Source organism: Paenibacillus sp. P4_E11, from assembly GCF_056401635.1.
Map to the genome: position 1 here is coordinate 1 of NZ_JBFUIX010000071.1, position 23,314 is coordinate 23,314.

Annotated in this window: 19 protein-coding genes; 13 read left to right on the forward strand and 6 right to left on the reverse strand. The window is 50.8% G+C overall.

Features of this window, described 5'->3' with window-relative positions:
- From AC1DWB_RS23160 to AC1DWB_RS23170, 3 genes are all read right to left on the reverse strand, one after another.
- Positions 1 to 465, reverse strand: a 465-nt coding sequence (locus tag AC1DWB_RS23160; protein WP_477543461.1) for a metal-dependent hydrolase, incomplete at its 3' end; no start/stop codon positions are given.
- 243 nt (positions 466 to 708) lie between these two features.
- A complete protein-coding gene (locus AC1DWB_RS23165; protein ID WP_477543462.1) occupies positions 709 to 1,701 on the reverse strand; it encodes a cation diffusion facilitator family transporter in 993 nt (330 codons plus the stop codon).
- A 203-nt stretch (positions 1,702 to 1,904) separates the two neighbouring features.
- Complete coding sequence (locus AC1DWB_RS23170) at positions 1,905 to 3,734, reverse strand: FAD-dependent oxidoreductase (protein WP_477543463.1); 1,830 nt, start codon at positions 3,732 to 3,734, stop codon at positions 1,905 to 1,907.
- A 327-nt stretch (positions 3,735 to 4,061) separates the two neighbouring features.
- On the opposite strand from AC1DWB_RS23170, the gene AC1DWB_RS23175 reads away from it, so the two are divergent.
- Complete coding sequence (locus AC1DWB_RS23175) at positions 4,062 to 4,400, forward strand: DUF3024 domain-containing protein (protein WP_477543464.1); 339 nt, start codon at positions 4,062 to 4,064, stop codon at positions 4,398 to 4,400.
- A gap of 119 nt (positions 4,401 to 4,519) precedes the next feature.
- Here the strand turns inward: AC1DWB_RS23175 and AC1DWB_RS23180 are convergent, their stop codons facing one another.
- Entirely contained in the window at positions 4,520 to 5,212 is a 693-nt protein-coding gene (locus AC1DWB_RS23180) for an HAD family hydrolase (RefSeq protein ID WP_477543465.1), read from the reverse strand.
- Positions 5,213 to 5,499: 287 nt separating this feature from the next.
- Here AC1DWB_RS23180 and AC1DWB_RS23185 point away from each other — a divergent pair, with 287 nt between their 5' ends.
- The 8 genes from AC1DWB_RS23185 (at position 5,500) to AC1DWB_RS23220 (ending at position 14,984) form a co-directional block, all read left to right on the forward strand.
- The gene (locus AC1DWB_RS23185; RefSeq protein ID WP_477543466.1) at positions 5,500 to 6,195 is read left to right on the forward strand and encodes a hypothetical protein; all 696 of its coding nucleotides are present in this window, start codon (positions 5,500 to 5,502) and stop codon (positions 6,193 to 6,195) included.
- A gap of 176 nt (positions 6,196 to 6,371) precedes the next feature.
- On the forward strand, positions 6,372 to 8,678 hold the full coding sequence (locus tag AC1DWB_RS23190) for a helix-turn-helix domain-containing protein (protein ID WP_477543467.1): 2,307 nt from the start codon (positions 6,372 to 6,374) through the stop codon (positions 8,676 to 8,678).
- A gap of 199 nt (positions 8,679 to 8,877) precedes the next feature.
- Positions 8,878 to 10,314, forward strand: a complete 1,437-nt coding sequence (locus AC1DWB_RS23195; RefSeq protein ID WP_477543468.1) for an ABC transporter substrate-binding protein — start codon at positions 8,878 to 8,880, stop codon at positions 10,312 to 10,314.
- A 98-nt stretch (positions 10,315 to 10,412) separates the two neighbouring features.
- The gene (locus AC1DWB_RS23200; RefSeq protein ID WP_477543469.1) at positions 10,413 to 11,300 is read left to right on the forward strand and encodes a carbohydrate ABC transporter permease; all 888 of its coding nucleotides are present in this window, start codon (positions 10,413 to 10,415) and stop codon (positions 11,298 to 11,300) included.
- 19 nt (positions 11,301 to 11,319) lie between these two features.
- Entirely contained in the window at positions 11,320 to 12,150 is an 831-nt protein-coding gene (locus AC1DWB_RS23205) for a carbohydrate ABC transporter permease (RefSeq protein WP_477543470.1), read from the forward strand.
- A 35-nt stretch (positions 12,151 to 12,185) separates the two neighbouring features.
- A complete protein-coding gene (locus tag AC1DWB_RS23210; protein ID WP_477543471.1) occupies positions 12,186 to 13,193 on the forward strand; it encodes a Gfo/Idh/MocA family protein in 1,008 nt (335 codons plus the stop codon).
- Positions 13,194 to 13,197: 4 nt separating this feature from the next.
- Positions 13,198 to 13,974, forward strand: coding sequence for an SDR family oxidoreductase (locus tag AC1DWB_RS23215; RefSeq protein WP_477543472.1), 777 nt, complete (start codon positions 13,198 to 13,200; stop codon positions 13,972 to 13,974).
- Between the two features lie 62 nt (positions 13,975 to 14,036).
- On the forward strand, positions 14,037 to 14,984 hold the full coding sequence (locus AC1DWB_RS23220; RefSeq protein ID WP_477543473.1) for an aldo/keto reductase: 948 nt from the start codon (positions 14,037 to 14,039) through the stop codon (positions 14,982 to 14,984).
- Between the two features lie 405 nt (positions 14,985 to 15,389).
- Here AC1DWB_RS23220 and AC1DWB_RS23225 read toward each other — a convergent pair whose 3' ends face one another.
- A complete protein-coding gene (locus tag AC1DWB_RS23225) occupies positions 15,390 to 16,106 on the reverse strand; it encodes a hypothetical protein (protein WP_477543474.1) in 717 nt (238 codons plus the stop codon).
- Positions 16,107 to 16,430: 324 nt separating this feature from the next.
- Here AC1DWB_RS23225 and AC1DWB_RS23230 point away from each other — a divergent pair, with 324 nt between their 5' ends.
- The gene (locus tag AC1DWB_RS23230; RefSeq protein ID WP_477543475.1) at positions 16,431 to 17,786 is read left to right on the forward strand and encodes an ABC transporter substrate-binding protein; all 1,356 of its coding nucleotides are present in this window, start codon (positions 16,431 to 16,433) and stop codon (positions 17,784 to 17,786) included.
- Between the two features lie 24 nt (positions 17,787 to 17,810).
- Here AC1DWB_RS23230 and AC1DWB_RS23235 read toward each other — a convergent pair whose 3' ends face one another.
- Positions 17,811 to 18,707, reverse strand: a complete 897-nt coding sequence (locus AC1DWB_RS23235) for a helix-turn-helix domain-containing protein (protein WP_477543476.1) — start codon at positions 18,705 to 18,707, stop codon at positions 17,811 to 17,813.
- Positions 18,708 to 18,801: 94 nt separating this feature from the next.
- On the opposite strand from AC1DWB_RS23235, the gene melA reads away from it, so the two are divergent.
- Genes melA through AC1DWB_RS23250 form a run of 3 tightly spaced genes read left to right on the forward strand, consistent with a single transcriptional unit; the run spans position 18,802 to position 23,305 of the window.
- Positions 18,802 to 20,100, forward strand: a complete 1,299-nt coding sequence (melA, locus tag AC1DWB_RS23240; protein WP_477543477.1) for an alpha-galactosidase — start codon at positions 18,802 to 18,804, stop codon at positions 20,098 to 20,100.
- A gap of 18 nt (positions 20,101 to 20,118) precedes the next feature.
- Positions 20,119 to 21,204, forward strand: coding sequence for a sialidase family protein (locus AC1DWB_RS23245; RefSeq protein ID WP_477543478.1), 1,086 nt, complete (start codon positions 20,119 to 20,121; stop codon positions 21,202 to 21,204).
- Position 21,205: 1 nt separating this feature from the next.
- A complete protein-coding gene (locus AC1DWB_RS23250) occupies positions 21,206 to 23,305 on the forward strand; it encodes a right-handed parallel beta-helix repeat-containing protein (protein WP_477543479.1) in 2,100 nt (699 codons plus the stop codon).
- Positions 23,306 to 23,314 lie beyond the last annotated feature (9 nt).

Below are 23,314 nucleotides of genomic sequence, written 5' to 3' on the forward strand. Positions count from 1 at the left end.
CACGGTATGAGTCATCCCTCTATGCTTAAGCCATGGTACCCAAGCCACATACACGCCGAAAGCGATTAACCAGGTCATATTCCAGACCAAGCCTGAGTAAATCAGTCCAATTCCGACAGAACTGACCATAGCATTCCGGATGAAGCCTGCTCTCGCCACGAAACCGAGCAATAGGGTCGTGACGGCAATCACAGCAAATGTCCGGTAAAACAAGTGTTGGAAAAAGTACATGTACAAAACGGATGCGGTTAAAAAAACACCAAACCCTAGAACTAGATTCTGAAGAAGTCTAGAAATTCTGCCCAACTTGCTGGTCAGTAGGCTGGGCCCGTCCAGATCCGCACTAAGGGCGGAAAAAGAGGCAACTGCGATATACAACGCAGAGTTAGTTAAGCTGAGCGGATAATAGGCGACGGCTGCCACTCCAATGGCGGCCCCGATGGCGAGGTGTGTCGTTCCTTTCATGTTTCCTCCAAAGTTGACTATGTGATAGGTATCGGAAACAAACATATGTTTGCATATAATCATTATATCGGCTCATGCATGGATAGGCAATAGTTGGATTGCAACCCTGAAACGAGTTTGGAATATAGCAATCAAGAAGAAATAGCATCGAGCAGCCTTGGAGAAAAAAGAACTGAGTTCTCTTATTCAACGAATGTCGCATTGTAGACGTTGAATAGAACTCAGTTCTCTACATGTGATAGGTCATACCAGCTGGTTAGTGTTCTTGAGGTTCGACGGAAGCTCTTCCTGCTCCYGCTGCTCCTCTTCTTCCTTTTGCCGCAAAAACTCCTTGCCGTACTCGCCATGCGGGTGAATGTGCGCCTCCTCCATCTGTATCGTGGAGTGCTCAATCCCGTATTTGTCCTTCAGTGTCTCGTTAATCGCAAGAATGATGCAGAACGGCTGGATCTTATTGTCGATGAACACGTGAGCGGTCAGTGAATAATGGTCGGAGGAGATAGCCCACAGATGCATTTCATGCACATCTTCGACACCTTCGACTTGCCCGATCGCAGCCCGGATTTCATCCAGATCGAACTTCTCGGGTACGGACTCCATCAGGATCAGTGTCGACTCCTTCACGATCTTCGCGCCCCCGATGAATATGATCCCCCCGATGACCAAGCTGATCAACGGATCGAAGAATAGCAGCCCTGTGAAGTAAATAATAATAGCCGAAATAATAACGCCAACCGAGCTAAGTAAATCGCCGAAGAAATGCCATAAAGCGCTTTGTACATTCAAATTTTCTTCTTCCTTCATACTCCGACTGAGCACAATCGTAAGAATCAGGTTGACCAGAAACCCGATGGATGCAATCGCTAGCATCAGACCAAGGTTGATCTCCTCTGGATGAATGAATCGCAGAATTCCCTCATAAAAAATTCCTAGCGCAATGACGCACAGGGCAAGTCCGTTCAAGAACGAAGCAATGATCTCGAAGCGTAAATAACCGAATGTAAACCGGGCATTTGGCTGCCGGGTGGCCATGTAGATGGCGGTCATGCTGAGTCCAAGAGCGATCACGTCGGATACCATGTGAGCGGAATCCGATAGGAGTGCAAGCGAGTTGGAGATTAATCCACCAACGATCTCTACAATCGTGAAGAAGGCGGTAAGTATTAATGTCGTCCATAATGCTTTCTTGGAGCGGCTTTGTTGCTTTTCGTGCTGAAGATGATGGTAATCGTACATAAAGTCGCCTCCTATAAACTTTCCATTGAAAGTTGCTTCGTAAGTAGTTGTCCTTTGAGAAACATTCTTATTTAGAATAATTATAAATAAGGATGGTGATACTTATCATACGCTATTCCTGCCATTTTGCCAACTGTAAAATTCGAAAAAAAACACCCCGCCACAGACGGGGTTCAAGTGGGCTATTAGCTCTAGTATTACACCTACTTGCTGTAAATATTGATCATCCGATTCTGATTGTCCCAATAAGCCTTATAGCCGAAATATTCGCTGATATCACGTAGGTTGATCAACACCCGATTGTTCAAGATGTTCAATGGAGTGGAGATCGTTTTCAACTCGTCGCTGTTTGCCATCGAATAACGAATTTCTTTGTGATCCAGGTCGATTCTAACGAAGGAAGCACCGAACGACTTGAGCAGCTCTTCAGCAGGTGACCACGTCTTGCCGTCAATGATGACCGGCCTGTGCGCCGTGAATTTCACTTCCTTATCGTCGAAGAACACACGGATGAATGGCAGTGTTCTCGCTTGGGAGGCGTTAGAGAGCAGTGTAATATGCCCTTCGTTCAGATCCTCGATATCTTCAGCCGCCATCCCTGATATCTTGCTAGTTCCAGGTGCTGGATTCAACTGAATGCTGTACTTGTCTTTCATCATGGTGTGGAACTGAGACATCTGCTCCTTCGTCAATTGCTTCAGGTTAACCCCCTTGAATTGAGCGAGCAGCAGACCGATGCTTTCGGCCGCCAATGCACCATTCGGTTGGATGCGAGCGCTCCCGTAAGCTACATACGAGGAGCCGACCAGCTTGCCGGTCATTATCAAGTTATCTACATCCTTGAGTAAGTAGCTGCGCAGGGGAATTCCGTACTTGTCCGGCTTGCCGATGGCGAAGCCTTCCCGGTTCGAGCGGGACCCCTGGATATCAATAAAGTAGCCGCCAACGCTGACATTATCCCAGAACATCGTGCCACCAAGCAGATCGGAAGCTTGCAGCACATATTCCGTCGGATAATGATTATATTCGCGCACATACAGGGATTCAGGCTCCCCATTCAACTCGACGTTCTGGAAGCCGTTTATGTGCTGGCGGAGCAAATCGCGGATACGCGGCATTTCCTCCTTGGCCACGTTCATGGCGGCGGTGATCGTTTCTGGGCGGCTAGGATCGACATCGTAAACCTGAAGAGCGTTGATGATGACTTCGCCGTCTTTTTGATTCAAAATGTTCAAGCCGCGCAAATTCGTCTTGTCTGGATTTTTCAGCTCATAGCGAGCCACAATCGGAGGAAATCCGTAGGCAATATTAGCATCGACATACGTCTCAGGTCCATACAGCGTCGTACGTTCCGGCTTGCTCAGTTGCCAGAACGATCCGTAAAATCGCTCCCAGTCAACATTTTTGAACTTCATCATGTACGTGGCGCTCATGTATTCTTTCTGTGGCGCATGGTACAGTGACTCCAGTCCTGGCATGGGTTGTGTTCCTAAATGCTGGATCACCTGGGCGCTGTCGCTATTGTCCACGAAGTAATTGGCTTTCACCGTCTTCGACCGGCCGGACTTCGTTTCATACGTGATGGAACGAACGTGCTTATCTTGAACGGCAACCGCAGTCAGCTTCGCATTTTTTTCCAATGGTATTCCCTTGATCAATTGGTTGAAATACGCTTTGAATTCGGAAAGCTTGCGGATCTCACCGCCATAATACCGTTCGAACAATGATTTAATGGAACCTTGAAGCAGCGATTTTCCTTGATCGTCGAACGTTTCGTCTAGGTAAAGCATTTCCCCTTGAAGCAATTGTCCGCCTATGTGGGGGGAAGACTCCAATATTTTGACTTTCAGGCCCGAATCATGAGCACGTTTGGCCAAATACATACCCTCAAGCTCGGTTCCGACAATAATGACATCATAGACGCGGTTATCGGGGAGGAAGGAGAACTGACCCCATTTCTGCACGAGAAAAGCTGTAAGCACCGCGAATAGGACTATCGAGCTGAGTATAAATTGGAGGACCGGTTTTTTCACCCGAATGATTGATCCCCTCCGTAGAATGTAGTCGTCCACCATATATTCTACGTAGTTTGCCCGAAAATAGAAAGAAAAAAATATACGACCTTAGAACCAGTCGACGAATTTCGTCAAATTTGTTACACAAATGAAATATTGCTGTCATCGTACTCTAACGTGAGTCGGGTATTATAATAAACAAGACCCCCTTTTTAATATACAATTTGAGGACCTCCCCCGTTGGGAAGGTCCTCCTTTTTTTTGCACGCAGCCAGTCCTTTTTTTTGCTACAATGGAAAGATCGGTTGCAAGAGGACCCAATCTAATACATAGGTGATTATTGAGATGTTGGATGAATTTACGAGAATACGAGTAGACCGCATTCTGGAATTGTTCGTAGAAATTAAAGTGCCGAGGCACGTTCGAAGCGAGTTGAAGCTGAATTACAAATTCAGAGGCCATTCTGTCACGCTATTCGAAGAACGGTTGGCTTACACGAGGGATCGGTGGATTGAACTGGACGTAGCCCAATTCCGCTTGGACAAGCAAACGAACAAGTGGAGCGTGTATTGGCGAGACAGCAAGGACAAGTGGCATTTCGTGGACGATATAACGCCAGATGAAGATTTCGAGAAGCAACTGCAGCAAGTTGATCGCGATCCGAAAGGTATGTTCTGGAATTGACGTACAAGCGAGATGGATAGAGTGTCGCCCTTACAGGTATAAAAGTCTTGCAGACGAATAAGTTTTGCAGGGCTATATCCTGTTATATATAATATCAGCAATCGAACTTGATGAATGATTCATATGAATAAAATGTCCAGCAGTTCCATAGGATCCGAAAAAACGCGGGTAATGGACGTATCGGGACACGGCTCATTGCGTCGATTGAACCAGGCAGTACGGATGCCTAATGCATGTGCGCATTCAATATCATTGTGCCACATGTCTCCGATCATGAAGACTTCTTCTGGTGTTACGTTGCATCTCCTCAGTGCTTCCTTGTATATAGCAGGATCAGGTTTGGCCGCACCCGCCTCCTCCGACGTAACCAACTCATCCACGTATGAAGCGAGCTTGCACAGTTCGAGCTTCTTCTGTTGAACCTTCGTGAAGCCATTCGTGATGATGGCAATCTTCAGGCTTTGCTCCTTGATGCGGGCGAGTACGTCTGCCATACCAGGAACGGCCCGGAACGATTGATCATACTGCTCTACATACAAGTCAGCCAGATGATCCATTCCTTCCGGAACGCTCAGGTTGCACCCCCTGAACAGCGTGGCGATTCGTTCGATTCGAGTCTCGTTCATCGATAATTGGCCTTGCAGCACCTGATTGTAGTTGCCGTTTAACAGCCTCCAGAACTCGTTCTCCAACTGCTCCACCGTCTTGACCCGTAGTCCGGGGTGCAATTCCATGATGGTGTTCAGCCCCATTTGACATGCATATTTGTGATCGGTTAGCGTCTCATCGAGATCGAAGAAGACTACCTTCATCCAGAAGCACCTCACTTTGTTTTGTATATGTGCCCATAATCCAAGTGCCGAATCACAACACTTACTCCGACATAGGGGTGCTTCATGGCTTCGCCATACGATTACCATGAGGCTGAAGTTCGACATTCCCGATTGGATTCTMTATTCGAAGTCATATATCTTTGTATCATTCGTGAGATGGATTGCTTTTTCCTGTCGACTATAGACAATGAACTGGAATTACACTACTATCAAATTAGATATATGTATAATTACATGAATATCAAATTTATTATGAGGTGATAMAAATGACTTCACGTGATCAAACGTTCAACCAAACGACTGTCGGCATTCTAGGCGTCATGCATGATGACGAAACCCGCAACCAATACGGCTTAACGCTAGGGCTGATCGAGGAACTGATCACGGAGTTCCATCCCGATGTGATCTGTGGCGAGGTGCTGCCATCGAGCTGGGATCTGATTTCGCGAGGAATTGCTTATGAGGGATATTGGCAATCGCCGGACCCCATGTACAAGGCATATTGGGCAGAACCTGCGAGTGAGTATTGGCGGCTTATCTTTCCCATATGCTTGGAGAAGGGCATCCGCTTTGAACCAGTGGATTGGCTGGAGCTGGACGTTTGGTGGGATTTTAATCCTTTTATCCGTTATCCAGAGGAAGTGAGGAAGCAGCTCGAAGCCGAACAGACAGCGTGGATGGAGAAGCAGTTCGCCACGTTCAGCCAGAGTGCGATCCCGTTCAATTCAACCGCCTATGACGAGATAGCTAGAGCCAAGCACATGTGGCTGGAGCAGGTGAACGCCGATTCTTATGTATTCCGCTGGGTGAACCGTCACTTGATCATGATTCAGCGTGTGAAGAATGTGATCAAGCGCAATCAGGGGAAGAGGATCCTGATCCTCGCAGGAGCTGACCATAATTATGGGTACTTCGATGGACTGAAAGAGGAGCCTATCGAACTCATCTATCCATTGAGGTAAGAACAAAGCAGGCCAGCCTTCTTCGGAAACCCACCTCATATCTTTTTTTGCTGACGTCACGTAATATGAGACGAAGTATCATAGTATGGTGTATTTTGCATATAGGTGATATAGTAGTTACCAATAGTTAATAGGCGAGGTAATGTAGATTAGATGAAGGGGGCTATACAATTCAGATGAGCACCTTGATTCGCGGGTTTCATAACTTGAAATTGGTGAAGAAGCTTTGGCTTTCGTTCGCCTTCGTATCGCTCGTCACTCTGGTTACGTTCGCCCTGCTGTCCTCCACGTTCATCCGCAACATGATTGTGGAACGAGAGGGAAGCGTAATTCAGCAGCGGATCGAGTCGTATACCGGGAGTTTGGACAATTATTTGCAGAGCATCGAGAAAGCATCCCAGGTGCTTATCTATAGTCAGCGCGTGCAGGAGAGACTGACAGGCAATATGAATCTGCTGAACGGCGAAGAACGGATTCGTGCGTACAACGACGTGCTTACCCAGATTCGTCAGATGTGGGACAACGTCTACGGGATTGGGGCGATCTACTTGGTGGATCGATATCAGAACGTTTTCGACGCCAACCTCAGCTTATCCATGAACCCCGGCTACTTGACCAGTGAAGATTTCATTAAGCAAGGCTGGTACGATTTGGCGCAAAAATCAGGCGGTGCTCCATACTGGTCGTTCGTTAAGTGGAAAGGAAATGAAACGTCGGTTGTATTGTTCAAAGCGATCTACAACAAGATGGATCTGTCCCTGATCGGGTATCTGGTCGTCGCCATCTCACCGCAAATCTTCGATACGTTCTTGACATCGTCGAATTTGTCCGAGGGCGCAAGCAGTGTCGCCGATACAAACGGGTATGTGTACACAACTGGTGGAAAGGACCGCGGTATTGCGCAAGTGATTGACGCGAGAGGGCTTCCGGGAACGAAAGGATTCGTCACACGCAACTACGAAGGTGAGTCCTATATGGTGGCGTATGCCAAATATCCACTGACGAATTGGGTGTTCGTTCATACCATCAAGACGAGCATCCTGTTGAAAGATTTGACACGTGTCAATTCCCTCTGGATCATCTTCTTGTTCCTCTCGCTCGTGATCATGCTGGTCGTCTCGACGCTTATCGCACGAACAATATCCATGCCGATTCGCAAGATGGTCAAGCTGATCCGGGACGTGGAGCGTGGCAATCTAATGGCCAAATTCCAGTCCCAGTACAAGGACGAATTCGGTATTCTGGGCGTGGCCTACAACAATATGCTTGATAAGATTCGGGAAGGCGTACCGCTCATCCGCGAGAAGTTCATTCGCTCCATGCTAGAGCGGAGCATGAACGATGAGGAGCTGCAAGCTTATGAGCGGAAACTCGATATCCGCTTCGAGCACGACCGGTTCCAGGTGGCGCTGCTGTATCTGCACGGCACGCCATCGGAGCAATCTGTAGAAGAAGCGGAGTCGCTGCTCCTGAACGTCGAGAGGGTGGAGAATGTGGTGAAGGGGGATAACACGGAGAAGACAGAGAAGACGGGACCACAAGGCTCCGTCCTATCGGCTTCATTGTCAGCCTATCAATATTGCCTCATCTTCAACAGTAGTTCGGAGTCGGTCCTCCCGTTCCTCGAACAGCTTCTACTCAAGCTAAGAGAACAGTACGGCTTGGACGCTTTCGCCTTTGTCGGCCACGGGTACGACCATGTGAATTTTGTGAAGACATCCTACGAGGAAGCCAAAACTTTAATGAAATATGCGGTGCGAGACCGGATGGAAGGGGATGCATTCATCTATCACGCTGGAGATTCGCAGCATACCCAGTACCCGGAGTCGTTCGAGAACAGGCTCGTGTTCTATATTGACGAAGGCGATTACGAGCAATGCGTGGCTGTTATGAATGAGCTGATGGAATTCGCGAAGAGCAACCACTTGGCCCCGCACATTATGACGACGTTTCTAGTAGCGATGTACCATTACTTATACAAACAAGTGATGAAGTTCGGCAGTTTCAGCGAGCAGGCAGCACACGATCTGTTCCGTAACATGGATACGCGTCTAGCGGCCGAGCCACTTGAGAAGAATTGTCGAGATTTCCTGATCGTGGTGAAAGAGCACATCGGGGCTGCACCGAATCGCGGCAATATGCGAAGCCCGAACGTCATTCGATCGGTGGAGCTGATCCGCGATGGCTACCACAACCCGGAGCTAAGCGTGGAGAATATGGCCCGTCAGTTCGGATTAACGGCGAATTACTTCAGTCAACTGTTCAAGAAGGAAGTGGGATTGGGATTCGTCGATTATGTGGGCGGCGTTCGGCTGGAAGAAGCGAAGAAGCAGCTATCGAATTCGAATGTGAAAGTCAAAGAGGTCGCTGGAAGCGTTGGTTTCGTCGATCCGCATTACTTCGGCATCTGGTTCAAGGAGAATACGGGGCTGTCGCCTTCACAATACCGCAAGAGAACATGGTTTCATAAGCAAGAGGCATAGTGGAAAAAGGTTAATATTCTCTGTTTCTGGTTCCTAATCTCCGATCTGACAGGAAAGTGTAGGAAACCACCCCTATTCCGCCATATTTCACCTAGTCGTATTTTGGAACAGCATGATACCTTGGTTATGAAAACGCTTGCGGGAATCATTTCATACCAGACGCAAGCGTCAAACCAAGGACAAAAGGGAGGAACAACAGATGACCCAATCGGTCAAGAGAACAGGTAACTATCGTACATGGGGGACGCTTCTGCTCACCATTGCGCTCGCCGGTTCAGTGATCGGCTGCAGCAGCAGTGGCAGCAAACCGACCGCAAGCAAGTCGCCAGATGCTTCGCAAGCGCCATCCACGTCAGCTAAACCAGGGGAGCTGAACAAAGACGAGAAAGCAGAATTAACGTTATGGGCTACACCGACAGGAACATTGCCTGGTCAACAGCCGGGCGATTGGATCAAGAGTGATCTGATGAAGGAATGGAATGCACTGTATCCGAATGTGAAGATTAATGTAGAGATGGTGCCGTTTGAAGGCATTAATGAGAAGGTAACAACGGCCATCGCCTCTAGGACAACGCCCGACATCTTGTTCGATTACCCTGGTCGGACGTTGGCTTACGGACAGATGGGCGCGCTGGCTTCGCTCGATGATGCAATTCCGCCTGCCGAGCTTGAACTGGTCAAGAAGAATCCCGATGTTATGAAGATGGTGGCGGTGAACGGCAATATCGTGACGATGCCGTTCTCGGCTACGCTCGTCGGGTTGATCTTGAACAAGTCGTTGTGGAAGGAAGCGAATGCGGAGAACTTGCTGCCTAAGGATGAATTCCGCACGTGGACGCCGGAGGAGTTCAAGGCCGCGCTCAAGGCAGTGGCGAACAAGGATAAGAGCGTCTACGGTTTGACCTCCTTCGCCATTAACGAGCAGGGCGACCAATTGTACTACAACACGATGACGGCATTCGGGGCTAAGCTGTTCAATGCGGACTACACGAAGTATACGGCGGCTGATTCGCCGGAAGGTGAGCAAGCGCTTGCATTTTTCCAATCGCTCGTAGACGAAGGTCTCGTTCACCCGCATCCGGAGACGATCTCTGCTGTGAATGCCCTGGACTACTGGAAGCAAAAGAAGAACGGAATGGTCGTGGGCACCGCCGCTCATTCGGAAATCGTGAAGAGTGGATTGAAGGACGGCAGCGTAGTTGGCCCGCATGAGTACATGTACGTCAACTATCCTTCTCCGAAGAAAGGACAGTCTGCGCTGAAGATGGAGACCGGATTTGGTGTCGTGTTCAAGAAGAATGACCCGTTGAAGGAAAAATGGGCAAAGCGGTTCCTATACTGGTCACAAGTAGAAAGTCCGACATTCGCGACTGCGGGGAAAGGATTCAATCCGTTCGGCAAACCTCCAACGTGGACGGAGGGCGATCCGGAGCTGCAGTTCCTGGCGAAGCTGGCAACGAAGGCTAAGGAATGGCCAATCGTCGATCCGGGCTTTGGGATCAAGGGTTATCCAGAGATGCGTGCTGCGATGTTCCCGGAGATGCAGAAGATGTTCATCAAGGGCGCTACACCGAAGCAGACGATCGACAACATTTCCAAGAAATTCAATGACGTCATCAAGAAGTACACCAAGTAGCGTCAGGGGTGGCGGGTCCTGCTTATTGTGGCCCGTCTCTTTCCTCATATAGCAACGAACCTTCACCATGCACAATCTGGGTTATAAGGAGAACAAGGATGAGAACTAATCATATTGGACGCTTACAGCTGCGCAGGGAATTGAACGGATGGCTATTCGTGCTGCCCATGCTTGTTTTTTTCCTCGCCTTCGTCATGTATCCGATTTTATCTTCCGTATATTCGAGCTTGTTCGGCTTCGATTATACGGAGTACTACTGGGCGGGTCTGGACAACTATGTCACGATATTCCAGGATGAGCTATTTCGCAAGGCGGTTCGGAATACGCTTGTTTTCGTCGTTTGCCTGGTGCCTGCGGTCACCGTACTTTCGCTGATTTTGTCTGTCATGATCAACACCCATTCGAATAAAATGCAGTCGTTCCTCAAAGCGACCTTCTATATACCGGGCGTCACTTCGCTCGTCAGCATAGCTATGGTATGGGAATACATCTATAACAACCAGTTCGGACTGGCCAATTATGTCTTGAAGACGCTGGGCTTGTCGTCCGTCAATTTCCTCGGAGCAGATTGGGCGTACTTCGCCCTGACGTTGATTCTGTTGACGACATCGATCGGCAGCTCCATCGTGATCTTCACTGCGGCTTTGAACGGGATTCCCGCGGATCTGTACGAGTCCGCTTCCCTGGACGGAGCGAAGAAAGTCCGCTCGTTCTTCTCGATCACGCTGCCCATGCTGAAGCCGACGTTACTCTATGTAGTCGTGACAGGCACGATTGGCGCTTTCCAAATATTCGCGATTGTGCTGCTCATGACGGGGGGCGGTCCGGCATACAAGACTACGACGATTATGATGCTCATCTACCGGGAAGCGTTCGTCAATATGAATTTCGGGATCGCCAACGCAATGGGGATCGTGCTCTGCCTCATTATTTGCCTGATTGCATTCCTTCAATTCAAGCTGTTCAAATCTGACGTAGAGTATTGAGAGAGGGGCGAGTGCCATTATGACGATTAGGAAAATGCCTCTATATGTGACGAATGCGTTCTTGGCTGTCTTCGTGCTGTTCTTCCTATGGCCGTTTTATTGGATGTTGGCGGGTTCGGTCAAGCAGCTTAAGGTTGCTCTGCAAATTCCGCCGGAGTGGTTCCCGACCAAGCCGACATTCGCTAATTTCCAGCTGCTATTCAACAAATTCCCGGTGTTCCACTGGCTGTATAACAGCTTGTTCATCTCGATAGTCGCGACCATACTGGTTGTGGCGACGAGCTCCCTGGCCGCTTATGCGTTCTCCAAGATAACGTTCAAGGGGTCCAAATGGTTGTTCGCGGCCATGATCGCATCCATGACGATCCCGCATACGGTGCTGCTCATCCCGCTCTTCCAGATGATGAACAAGCTGCACCTTGTCAATACGCACTGGGGAGTCTTGCTTCCGCTTGTGGGCTGGCCATTTGGCGTGTTCCTCTTGAAGCAGTTCATGCAGACACTTCCTAGCGAGCTGATCGAGGCCGCGAAGATCGACGGCTGCAACGAATGGCAGACGTTCTGCAAGGTCATCCTGCCGCTCTCCAAGCCGGGACTGGGTGTGCTCGCGATCTTTACGTTCGTCAGTTCCTGGAACGACTATGTCTGGCAGTTGATCGTTTTGAAGGACATGAACAACTTCACGCTGCCCGTGGGGGTCAAGGTAGCACAGAAGGTGTCTGAGTTGGAGATCAACTACGGAGTGGCTATGGCTGGGGCGGTAATAGCGACGCTGCCAGTGTTAGCGCTGTTCCTGTACTTCCAGAAATACTTCACGAAGGGCATTACGATGGGAGCATTGAAGGGGTAACAACTATCGAAATCAATAGATCGAAGGAGGCTGTCATGATCAACGCGGCCGTTATTGGATTGGGCAACATTGGATTGCAGTTCGACATCCCGAGGAAGGTGCTGCCTCAGAGTCACACGCTGGCGTATCATTTGAATCCTGACATCGACCTGGTCGCTGCCGTCGGCGTTCGCCAGGAGCAGGGCGACCGGTTGGCACAGGTCGCGCCGGAGGCGAAGTTCTATCTGGAGCTGACAGAGATGCTGGAACGTCATCGGCTCGATATCGTCAGCATCTGCACACCTCCGCACGTCCGACTAGACCTGCTGCGGACGGTGCTGGAGGGTTCGGACGCCCGGCTCATCTTCCTCGAGAAGCCGGTTGCAACGACGATTCAAGAAGCGGAGGCGATCGCGGCTCTGGCAGACCAGCATGGGTGTACCGTCGTCGTCAATCTCTCCCGAAGATGGAGTGTGGGCGCTGCCCGTATCCGCGAGGCGGTCCGGTCCGGCCGTTATGGTAAGCTAAAAAGCATTCATCTACGCTATACGAGGGGCATCTCCAATACGGGCTCTCACTTGCTCGACCTCGTTCGCTTTGTAGCCGGCTCGATGGAGCAAGTCAAAGTGCTGCGACAAGTGCAGTCGAGACTCGACGAGCGAGAGGATTGGACTTATTCGTTCCAGTTCACGCTGGAAGGTGGTACCGTGACGGGTATGGCTGAAGGGTTTGATGACCGTGACTACGTCATCTTCGAGATGGATCTGTTTCTTGAAGGAGGTCGGATCGAACTGCTCCAGGGCGGCGATGAGATTCGATTCCATGGAACCCAGGAGCACCCGGTGCAGAAGGGCTTGAACCAACTGGTGTTGCAGGAGGAAGAGCTGCAATTGCTCGGCCGGTCGAGCTCAATTGTGAACGCTGTGGCACATTTGGTCGATGTGTTCCGTAATGGGACTGAGCCCGTCAGTACGCTTGCGGATGGGATCTACCCGCTCTACGCGGCGGAAGCGTTACACCATTCGAACAACAGCAATGGTTCGATAGAAAGGGTGAGGTGTTGAGAGCATGGAGAACATATTTTCTTTACAAGGGCAGGTCGTCCTCATAACCGGAGGAAGTGGTTTTCTGGGCACCACGTTGACCGAGGCGTTGGTCGATTATGGCGCAACTGTCGTCGTGGCCGACCGGATGGCGTTCCAGGGGCATATTGCACATCCGGACCGAGTTCTATTCTTGCCCTGCGATGTCTCGGACACTGAATCAATTCGCAACGCGTTCCGTACCGTCAAGGAACGTTACGGACGCATCGATGTRCTGATTAACGGCGCCACGTACGGTGCCGGGTACGGCAAGCAAGGTACGATTGCGGCGATGTCCGACGAGGATTGGTTCAAGGGCCTTGACGGGGCTGTCGGCACGGCGTTCCGCTGCATCCGCGAAGTCATCCCGTATTTCGAGGAGAATGGCGGCGGGAGCATCGTCAACTTCGCCTCGATGTACGGCATGGTGTCGCCGGACCCCCGCATCTATGGGGACAGCGGCGCGAACAATCCGGTCAATTACGGGGCGGGTAAGGCGGCAGTCATCCAGTTGACCAAGTATTGCGCCGGCCATCTGAGCGGCAAGAACATTCGGGTTAACTGTATCAGCCCCGGCCCGTTCCCGAACCCGGCTACCCAGCCGGATGAGGCATTCCTTCGGGAGCTGAATAGCAAGACGATGCTCGGCCGCACCGGCCGTCCGGAGGAATTGGTCGGACCTGTGCTGCTGCTGGCTTCCCGAGCATCCAGTTTCATGACGGGCGCGAATATCGTTGTTGACGGCGGATGGACCGCTTGGTAGGCCCGTATGAACCAGATTTACCTAGTGCCGATAAATAGACCAGACTGAGGGAGGCGTACACTGTGCAAGAAGTGACTATGAGAGGTTTAACCTTTTCCAAACTGACATTAGGTACGGTTCAGCTTGGTATTCCTTATGGCATCGCCAACAAGAGCGGTAAGCCGGATATGACGACAAGCTCTTCTATTCTGGATACAGCGATAGCGGGTGGGATCACCAGCTTCGACACCGCGAACACCTATGGTAACGCCGAGGAAGTGTTGAGCGAGTACTTCGGGGATCGTGAGCGTCCGCTAATCGTGACGAAGATGAATGTGAAGGCCGGCGCTGCCGTGACCCCCGCCGAAGTGGAACGGATGATGTACGATAACGTTGCGACATCGCTCCGGCAACTGAAAGTAGCGAAGCTGCCCGTGATGATGATACACAATCCGGAAGTGCTGGATTTGCACGCAGCGACGATTACTACAGTGGCGAAGCAGCTTGTTAAGGAGGGGCTTGTGGACAAAATGGGCGTGTCATTCCGTGTCCAGACACAGGCTCAATTCAATGAACTGTGGCAGACCGTGCAAGACGACGTGTTCGAGGCGATGCAGATTCCGATTAACATGCTTGATACTCGGCCGATTACTTACGGGGGATTGCAGAAGTTGGAACAGGCAGGCAAGCTGGTGTTCGCCCGCAGCATATTCTTGCAGGGGCTGCTGTTCATGAAGGACGAGGAGCTACCTGTACATCTGCAAGATGCAGCGAAGCCGCTGAGGGCATTACGGGTGATTGCTGACCGCGAGGGCATGACCATAGCACAGCTCGCGGTATCGTTCATCCGCGATCTGCCGCAAATCCATAGCATCGTCTTCGGGGCGGAGACACCGGAACAGGTGCGCGACAATCTGCTTCTGTTCCACAGCCCAGCTATCAGCGAGGCAGGCAGGGCCGACATAGTCGCTGTACATGTTGACTTGCCGGAACATATCGTGAATCCCGCTCTATGGCCTGTTGCGAATTAAGGTTGTTCAAGACCATCTGACAGGAGAGCGGATATCCGCACTCTTGACGAATAGCGCGGAAAAAGAGGCTGTCGATTCATTGTTGATTGAAGCAAAACGGCCGTTCCAAGTGAAAAAGGACCCCTAAGCTTTACCCCACAAAGTGAAGATAAGCTTCGGAGCATATTCCGAGTACTTTGCGGGGACCTAGGGTGCTCAAACATCTTGTTTAAACCTCCTTGGATTGTATAAGGGATTAAGCGGTATGGAGGTTCAAGCCAAAACTCGCCGGGGTCCTCTTTTTCACTTTCCACTCCTCTTGTCCACAGTTAATCGACAGCCTGAAAAACCGCGCTACAGGCCAGGCAAGCACACAAATAAGCAGGCCGGCTTCCATAGAGGAGCCGGCCTGCTGTTAAGTATGATCTAGCAAGTGAATGATTCAATCCGCCTAAGGTCGATTCCGAAGTATCTCCAGTTAAAGAACTGGGGGAACCACCTGAAGCCGGCAACTGATGTAGGGCCGACGAAGATTGGGAAAAACCAGAATTGCTCGCGATTGGTTAGCCATACGTAGGTGAACCTGAACATACAGCGTGAGATTGCACCAGGATCAACGGCAAACGTCCCAGGTGCACCAGTAGCCGAAAAAGGCTTAGGTGGAATTGTGGACGGCGGGGGTGATGTCGGAGCTTGGACTGGGGGGTCGACACCTTGCCCGCCCCACTGCTGCCCGCCACCGCCCGGGTTGTAGCCGGGAGAAGGGTTCCAGGGAAGCCCGGAACCACCGGGGCCGCCGAGGGTGCCCATTCCACCGGGCATGCCACCACCGGGCATGCCTCCACCAGGCATGCCACCACCGGGCATGCCACCACCGGGCATGCCACCACCGGGCATGCCACCACCGGGCATGCCACCACCAGGCATGCCTCCACCAGGCATGCCTAAACCAGGTCCGCCGAATGGATTGCCCATCCAATTTCGGGTTTGATATGGAGCCACAAGGTCCAGCAACTGATGTACAGCCGCCGCCGCTTCGTGCCTGAGTTGATCGGATTCAGCGTTCTTGTTCGCGATCGAGATTTGCAACTCGACCGCCTGATCATATACTTCCTGCGGTAATGAAATATTCGAACTCATCATTCGCCCTCCTGTAATTGAATTTCTTCCACTAGGTTAGGTATTCGCTCATGACTATTAATATGCGAAATGTTGACGAATATCACGTAACGACTGATTTTATGTAAAGATGCTGAAGACAAAGGATAACGCTTTCAAAACAGCAATATTTTGAATCCGAATCAAAACAATATCCTGTATTTATTACGATCAGAACTTTATATAATCCTAGTATCAAGCAAATATCCAATGAAATGAGGAGAGGCATTCAGCTTATAAACCCCAACTTGCTGTAGCAATTTTGTGCGTTGATTCACGGGATTATATTCGAATAAGGAGGTCATAAACATGAATAAAAAATTTGGGCTGAGTTTACTGGTTGGTCTCACGATGTTCACATTGGCGGGCTGCGGCGGAGGAAATGGACAAGCCGGCTCAGGACAAACACCGGGCACGACGACACAGTCGCCAACCACGGCCCCAACGGCGACACCGGAGGTGAAGAAGGATCCGATAACTTTAACCGTATTTGGGCTTGGGGTTCAGGAGCAAGAATTCAACGATCGGTTCCGCGCGGTACTGGAGAAGAAGTTCCCGTATATCAAGCTCCAGTACATCCCGCCGGATAAGGGCAATTCATTGGCGGAGTTAATCGCGCGGGGAGAAACCCCAGATCTCATTCGGACCGATGTGCCCAATTTGAAAAACAATTACCTAGATCTCAAGCTCGGTACCGATTTGAACGAATACGTCAAGAAATATAACTACGATCTGAAACGATTCAACCCGTCGTTCGTTCAGGAGATGATCGATGCGGGGCAATCAAGCGCCTTATACGGGATTCCTTACCCCGCGTACTTCCCGATGGTGCTGACGTACAACAAAGACTTGTTCGATAAATTCGGCGTCGATTATCCGAAGGACGGGATGACCTTCGATGAAGTGTACGAGTTAGCTAAGAAAATGAGCAGAGCGGAGGGCGGTACCGTGTATCGCGGTTTCAGCGCTAATATTATGGCGATGCTGCGCGACAATCCGTTCGGTTATCCCATCCTCGATCCGAATGCGGATCAATTGTATGATCCCGAGAAATGGAAGTCCTTGTTCACGAACTTCAAGCGGTTCTATGAGCTATCGAACAACAAGATCGAAGCGACCCGGCCTGCGGAAATTAATGACGCGTTCAAGAAGGGCAACGTCGCCATGCAGATTAACCAGTACAGCCAATATACGCCGATCCCGAAGGAAATCAACTGGGATATCGTCTCGTATCCGACGATGGCGGGCGCTCCGAAGAAGATGGTATGGCGGGGACCTGCATACTGGTCGATCGCTGCAACGAGCAAGCACAAGGATGAGGCGTTCCAAGTCATTATGGCGATGGTGTCGGACGAAGTTCAGTTAGCTGATTCCAAGAAGGGCATACTTCCAACGGTTGTGAATAAGAGCATTAAGGATGCGTACGGACAAGACCGTCCCGATTTGCAAAACAAGAATATCAAATCACTATTCTACTATGAAGAATGGGCGCCGTACTCTCCCAAGCGGAAACCGGGTTCGGCCAATGTGGCAACGGTCGTGCAGCAAGACTCGATGGCACAGACGTTCCACGATGTAGCTGCAGACAAGGTGGATATCAATACGGGGCTCAGGAAGCTGGATGAGCTGCTGAAGGCGGAGCTGGCGAAGGACAAGATTAAGTGAGGAAGAGGGCTTGACGCCCTCTTGTTATTTCTCGATGCGTAGGGAGTGAGTTGGTGCTGTTCCCACACTTAGCCGGTATTGGAGAGGTGTGACCCCGACAATTGCCTTGAACACGCGGCTGAAGTAGTTGCTGTTGTCGAATCCGGTTTCCCGTGCGATCGTTTCCATCGTCTTGGACGTTTCGCTTAGTAAATCGGAAGCTTTCTCAATCCGGATCTTACGTAAATATTGCATCGGCTGGATGCCGGTCTTGTTCAGAAATACGCGGCTGAAATGACACTTGGACAGGCCGGCATTGGCGGCTATGATGTCGAGTGAGAGCGGGGTCGCGTACTGGGATTGCATCTGGCGGATCGCTTTACGAACCGGTTCGGGGGAATCCTTGTACTGCGATGTATCGTAACCTTCCAAGATCCGATTCAGTTCCATGACGAATCGGTACAGCTGGGAGGAGACGTAGTACTTGTCCAGCACGACGTCATTATGGATCAGCGAGTAGAGCTCGCTAATGCATACGATCGGTTCGATCTGATTCTCGAAGGAAACGACCGGTCCGAAGTGATCGATCAGCGATTGCCAATGCCGAATCGCATCCTCACCGCGAGCCGCGATGAAGAGAAACTCCCAATGGTCGTAAGTCTCATCGAAGTAATAGATGTGGTCACTGGGCAGTGTACACAGGAATCCGCAATTTTTCGGGACGACGAACTCCTGATTGCCATAGCGAATCATGCCTTGTCCAGATAGGGTGAATTGGAATATAACCCCTTCACCGTCGGTTCGCTTGATTCCATCCCACCGGTAGGCAGAGGATTGAACACGCTCCCAGCCTATGCCGCCAAGACGCATGCTTAATGTGGATGGGGTCAAGTAACGGTATTGAAACGTCTTACGGCTGCATTGCTCGTGTGGGAACCGCAATCATATCTACCCCCGTCCCAATAATGTACTTGATTTCAACAATAGTATAGCAGAAATAGAGAACATACAAATGATAGTTTCGGAGGAATGGACTGTGGACAAAATTACGTTTATCGGGGCAGGCAGTGTGGCGTTCGCCAAAAATGTACTGGGGGATTGCATGCTTGTCCCTTCGCTGTCGCAATTTGAATTCGCTTTGTTCGATATTGACGCAGAACGGCTCAAGGATGCCGAACGGATGCTCACCCATCTGATCGGACAGCTAGGTAGCAGCTGTGTGGTCCGAGCTTATCTGGATCGCAAAGATGCGCTTCGTGGAGCCAAGTATATTATTAATACGATTCAAGTAGGCGGTTACGATCCTTGCACGATTACAGATTTTGAAGTGCCGAACAAGTATGGGCTGCGCCAGACGATAGCCGATACGGTTGGAATCGGGGGTATATTCCGTAGTTTGCGTACGATCCCCGTCATGATGGGCATTGCCCGTGACATTCAGGAAGTGTGTCCAGATGCCTTGTTCTTCAATTATACGAATCCGATGGCGGTTTTGACGAATGTGATGAATACGTATGGGGGTGTGCGCACGGTCGGTCTATGCCACAGTGTGCAAGTATGCGCGCCGCGTCTGTTGAAGCATCTGGGAATGGAAGAGACGGGTGTGCAATGGAAGATTGCCGGCATTAACCATATGGCCTGGCTGCTCGAGGTGACGAGGAACGGTGAAGATTTGTACCCTGAGATCAAGCGGCGCGCCGCGCTGAAGCAGGAGGAGAAACATAACGATATGGTACGGTTCGAGCTGATGAACCGGTTCGGCTACTACATCACTGAATCTTCCGAGCATAACGCCGAATACCACCCGTATTTCATCAAGCGCAATTATCCGGAGTTGATCGACCGGTTCAACATTCCGTTGGATGAGTATCCACGCCGGTGTGTGTGGGCGATCGACAGATGGACGACGATGCGAGATGAACTAGTCAACAATGCAGCCCTGACCCATACACGGTCGCACGAATACATCTCCTACCTGTTGGATGCGATCGAAACGAACATACCGTTCAAGTTCGGCGGTAACGTTATGAACACCGGACTGATCCCTAACTTGCCTCGTGAAGCGTGTGTAGAAGTAGCTTGCATAGCCGATTCGAGCGGTGTGACCCCAACCTATGCCGGTGATTTGCCTGTGCAATGCGCCGCGTTGAACCGAACGAACATTAACACCCAGCTCCTGACGATCGAGGCCGCTACTACACTGAAGAAGGAATATATATATCAGGCCGCCTTACTCGACCCGCATACGTCGGCGGAGCTGTCGATCGACGACATTGTAGCTATGTGCGACGAGTTGATCGAGCGTCATGGCATTTGGCTACCCGCCTATCATTAGTTAACAGGAGGACAGGAAATGATGGATCGGTATCAGTTTCAGCAGAGCGAGTCGGTTGTTGTGGATAAGGCTGAGGGAGAGAATTTATGTGCCTTTCCTGCCGCAGCAGCCTTTCAGGATGAGATTGCAGGAAGTGTGCGCACGAGATTGTTCGTATACTATAGTCAGACGATTGACGACGCGAATGTGCCCCCGTCCGTGGGGCTGCGCATGTCAGACGACCTTGGTAAGTCGTGGCCGCACTACCAGTCGCACGAATGGTTTCCGATCTCGCTCGTCAAGCTGGATAGCGGTGCTATCGGAGGACCGTCATTCGTAGCTGAGATGATCGGAGGCGAGGTGTCCTCGGAGCAGCGGATTCGTTGGGTGGAGTCCGCTGACCACGGGGAGACTTGGACGACAACTGAAGGCAAGCTGGTTACCCCGGTTCCGATGAGATGTGTAGTCGCAGGATCGGGCCGGGGAGGCTTCGCCTTCACATGGGTGCTCAACATGGGGAATGGTACGCTGGGTGCAGCCTTATACGGCTTTTATTCGACCGATACCAAATACCGCACGGTATGGGCACATTCGACTGACGGCGGCGTGAATTGGAGTATTCTATCCACGGTTGCTTATGATCCGAACGTCGGACCGGAGGGTTATTGCGAACCAACAGTAGCCCGGCTAGCCGACAGCTCGCTGCTCTGTGTGATGAGAATCGGCAGCAATAAACCGTTGTACCAGTCGCGATCGATGGACGAAGGACTAACATGGAGCGACCCGGAATCTATTCCGGGTCCTACAACCGAGCTAACCTACAGCGTGCTACCCGCGCTGCGGTTGCTACCTGACGGCAAGCTTGTGTTGAGCTACGGCAGACCGGATACCCGCATGCTGCTGTCGGAGGATGGAAGAGGGTGCAATTGGACTTCATTCGCTACGACCTATTCCGGAACGACGACTGGTTATACCGGTATCGCCGTAACCGAAGATAACCGGATTTTCCTGACAGGTGACAGTGGGGCGAATTGGCATTACAAGTTCTCAGACGGATTTCCGAACCCTAATCCGTTCACGATCTGGGGGAAATGGATCGATATTGTCAATGGGGAGGTAGTGTGACATGGCGAAGGAACACGACACGAACAGGAGCCAGGAGAATGATAACGGTGGTGGCGTCGAGCAACCGCAGCTGTTGTCGAGAAGGGCGATGCTGTCATCACTCGGAATAGCCGGAGCTGCCTTGGCTGTAGGCAGTGTAATTGGCGGAGCCACAAGTACCGTACTCGCCAGTTCATCCGTGACAGACAACGTGTATGGTCGTATGGGGAAGCCGGACCTGAAGCCGAAAGATCTAATGGATATGAACTTCTGCGTGTCCGTTACGGTGGATGAACTCCGTGGATGGGCCTCGCCGGATTCCGAATTCACATATTTCGTCAAGGATGGGAAGCAAGCAGGTCCATTCCAGTACGATTCCACAGATACGACGTCCGTCGACAATGGGGGGACGGTGCTCGTATCGTCGTCAGGCGCCCGCTTCAAACGGTTGTTCGACGGCTCTCTAAACGTAAAGTGGTTCGGGGCCAAGGGGGACGGTGTCAATGACGATGGACCGGCCATACAGAGTGCGATTCAAGCCGGAGGAGCGAGAAGCAACATTTATTTCCCACAGGGTAGTTACCGGATCACCCAGTCGCTCGTAATCAACCAACCTGAGGTGACGTTGTACTCCGATTTCAAGAGCGAGTACACGCCTCGTATCCTATGTACGACAGCGAACACTTGGATGATTCAGGTCAAGCATTACGCCTTTGGTATGAGAAATCTGCAGCTTGAAGGAGACGGGAATATATCGCAAGATCCGTATGTGCCTACGGTCAATGGAATTATGATCGACCGTTCGGATGGTTCGGGGCAGGAGACGCTTTCGAATTTGGACAGCGATATTCAGAACTGCGGGTTTTTCAAGTTGAACGAATGCGTCCGCTGCAAGGGGAGAAACGTCTTCTTCAACTATAATATATTTTCCAGCAGTGTTAAGGGTGTTAGCGTCGATGAATATCCGAACGCAGGTTGCCGAGGATTCCGGTTCGTTCAGAATCGGTTCCATTCGATGGGCAGGGACGTCTCCTTACTTGCGCCCGGTGTGGAATCCTGGTGTATCGAATTCACATCGATCCGTGCATTCGGCAATCAAGTGATAGGGAACATGGTCGATTACTGCAAAGGCTTCTTCAAAGGCCCGGTCGATCGCAGCATGATCAATGACAATCAAGTGTACTTTTCGTTCGGCGACGGTGTGAGAATCGTCAATTCAGACGGTATTACAAATTTATTCCAATCTGGATATGAGCTATGCAATAATAGCTTTGTGGGGGCGACAAATACGGGCTGGAACAAAGCGTACAGTGATGCGCACCAGCAAATGAATTACGGGATCGTTGCGGATGGACCGTTGCTGCAGAACGGCTGCATCAGCAACAATGTCATCACCTTTCCGAACAAGGACGGCATATTCATTAACAATCTGAATGAGGGGGTCATTCAGGACAATTACATCTTATCGCCGAACAAGAGAGCGGACATCGACGGTTCGATATATGCCGGTATTCGCATCAGCACAGGATCGAATAATATGATATCGGGTAACATGATCCGCTCGACGGTACCTAATCGCGTTGCCCACAAGAACGGGATTTACAACGGAGCCAGCGGCTCCAAGTTGATCAACAATTTCGGATTCAATCAGTCGGGTGAATTCGTGGTCAATCTGGCTCCGGATACGACCGATGTGGTCGAACCTGGAACACCTCGATATACGGAAACGTACAAGAGAGACAAGGCGGCGGCGACATTCGGTATGAAGCTGTACACCCACAACGCGGCGTCGCAAAAAACATTGTATGCCGAAGTAGTAGCGATGCAGCAAAGCTCGGCCGCTGGGGCCGAGAAGGCGGATTTGCAGTTCAACAGCATGTCAGGCGGGACATTGAAGCCGTTAATGCGGGCTTCGTGGCAAGGGGCATTGTCCGTTGGAGACCGGGCGGGCAAGGAAACATTGCAGAACGGTTATGTCAACGCGAAGGCGTTGCGCGGGGAGTTTATTTCCTTGATCCCCTTGGAACAATCGACTGTACCGAACGAGTCCATTTTCCTTGATTCAATCGATGCGAAGCTGAAGTTCAAGAACGGTTCCGGCGAAATTGTGATACTAGGTTAATCTTGTAGG

Bases quoted from the DNA above. Each gene is read 5' to 3' on its own strand.
- AC1DWB_RS23175 (WP_477543464.1), top strand. From the start codon at position 4,062: ATGTTGGATGAATTTACGAGAATACGAGTAGACCGCATTCTGGAATTG.
- AC1DWB_RS23180 (WP_477543465.1), bottom strand. From the start codon at position 5,212: ATGAAGGTAGTCTTCTTCGATCTCGATGAGACGCTAACCGATCACAAA.
- AC1DWB_RS23185 (WP_477543466.1), top strand. From the start codon at position 5,500: ATGACTTCACGTGATCAAACGTTCAACCAAACGACTGTCGGCATTCTA.
- AC1DWB_RS23190 (WP_477543467.1), top strand. From the start codon at position 6,372: ATGAGCACCTTGATTCGCGGGTTTCATAACTTGAAATTGGTGAAGAAG.
- AC1DWB_RS23195 (WP_477543468.1), top strand. From the start codon at position 8,878: ATGACCCAATCGGTCAAGAGAACAGGTAACTATCGTACATGGGGGACG.
- AC1DWB_RS23200 (WP_477543469.1), top strand. From the start codon at position 10,413: ATGAGAACTAATCATATTGGACGCTTACAGCTGCGCAGGGAATTGAAC.
- AC1DWB_RS23205 (WP_477543470.1), top strand. From the start codon at position 11,320: ATGACGATTAGGAAAATGCCTCTATATGTGACGAATGCGTTCTTGGCT.
- AC1DWB_RS23210 (WP_477543471.1), top strand. From the start codon at position 12,186: ATGATCAACGCGGCCGTTATTGGATTGGGCAACATTGGATTGCAGTTC.
- AC1DWB_RS23225 (WP_477543474.1), bottom strand. From the start codon at position 16,106: ATGATGAGTTCGAATATTTCATTACCGCAGGAAGTATATGATCAGGCG.
- AC1DWB_RS23230 (WP_477543475.1), top strand. From the start codon at position 16,431: ATGAATAAAAAATTTGGGCTGAGTTTACTGGTTGGTCTCACGATGTTC.
- AC1DWB_RS23245 (WP_477543478.1), top strand. From the start codon at position 20,119: ATGATGGATCGGTATCAGTTTCAGCAGAGCGAGTCGGTTGTTGTGGAT.
- AC1DWB_RS23250 (WP_477543479.1), top strand. From the start codon at position 21,206: ATGGCGAAGGAACACGACACGAACAGGAGCCAGGAGAATGATAACGGT.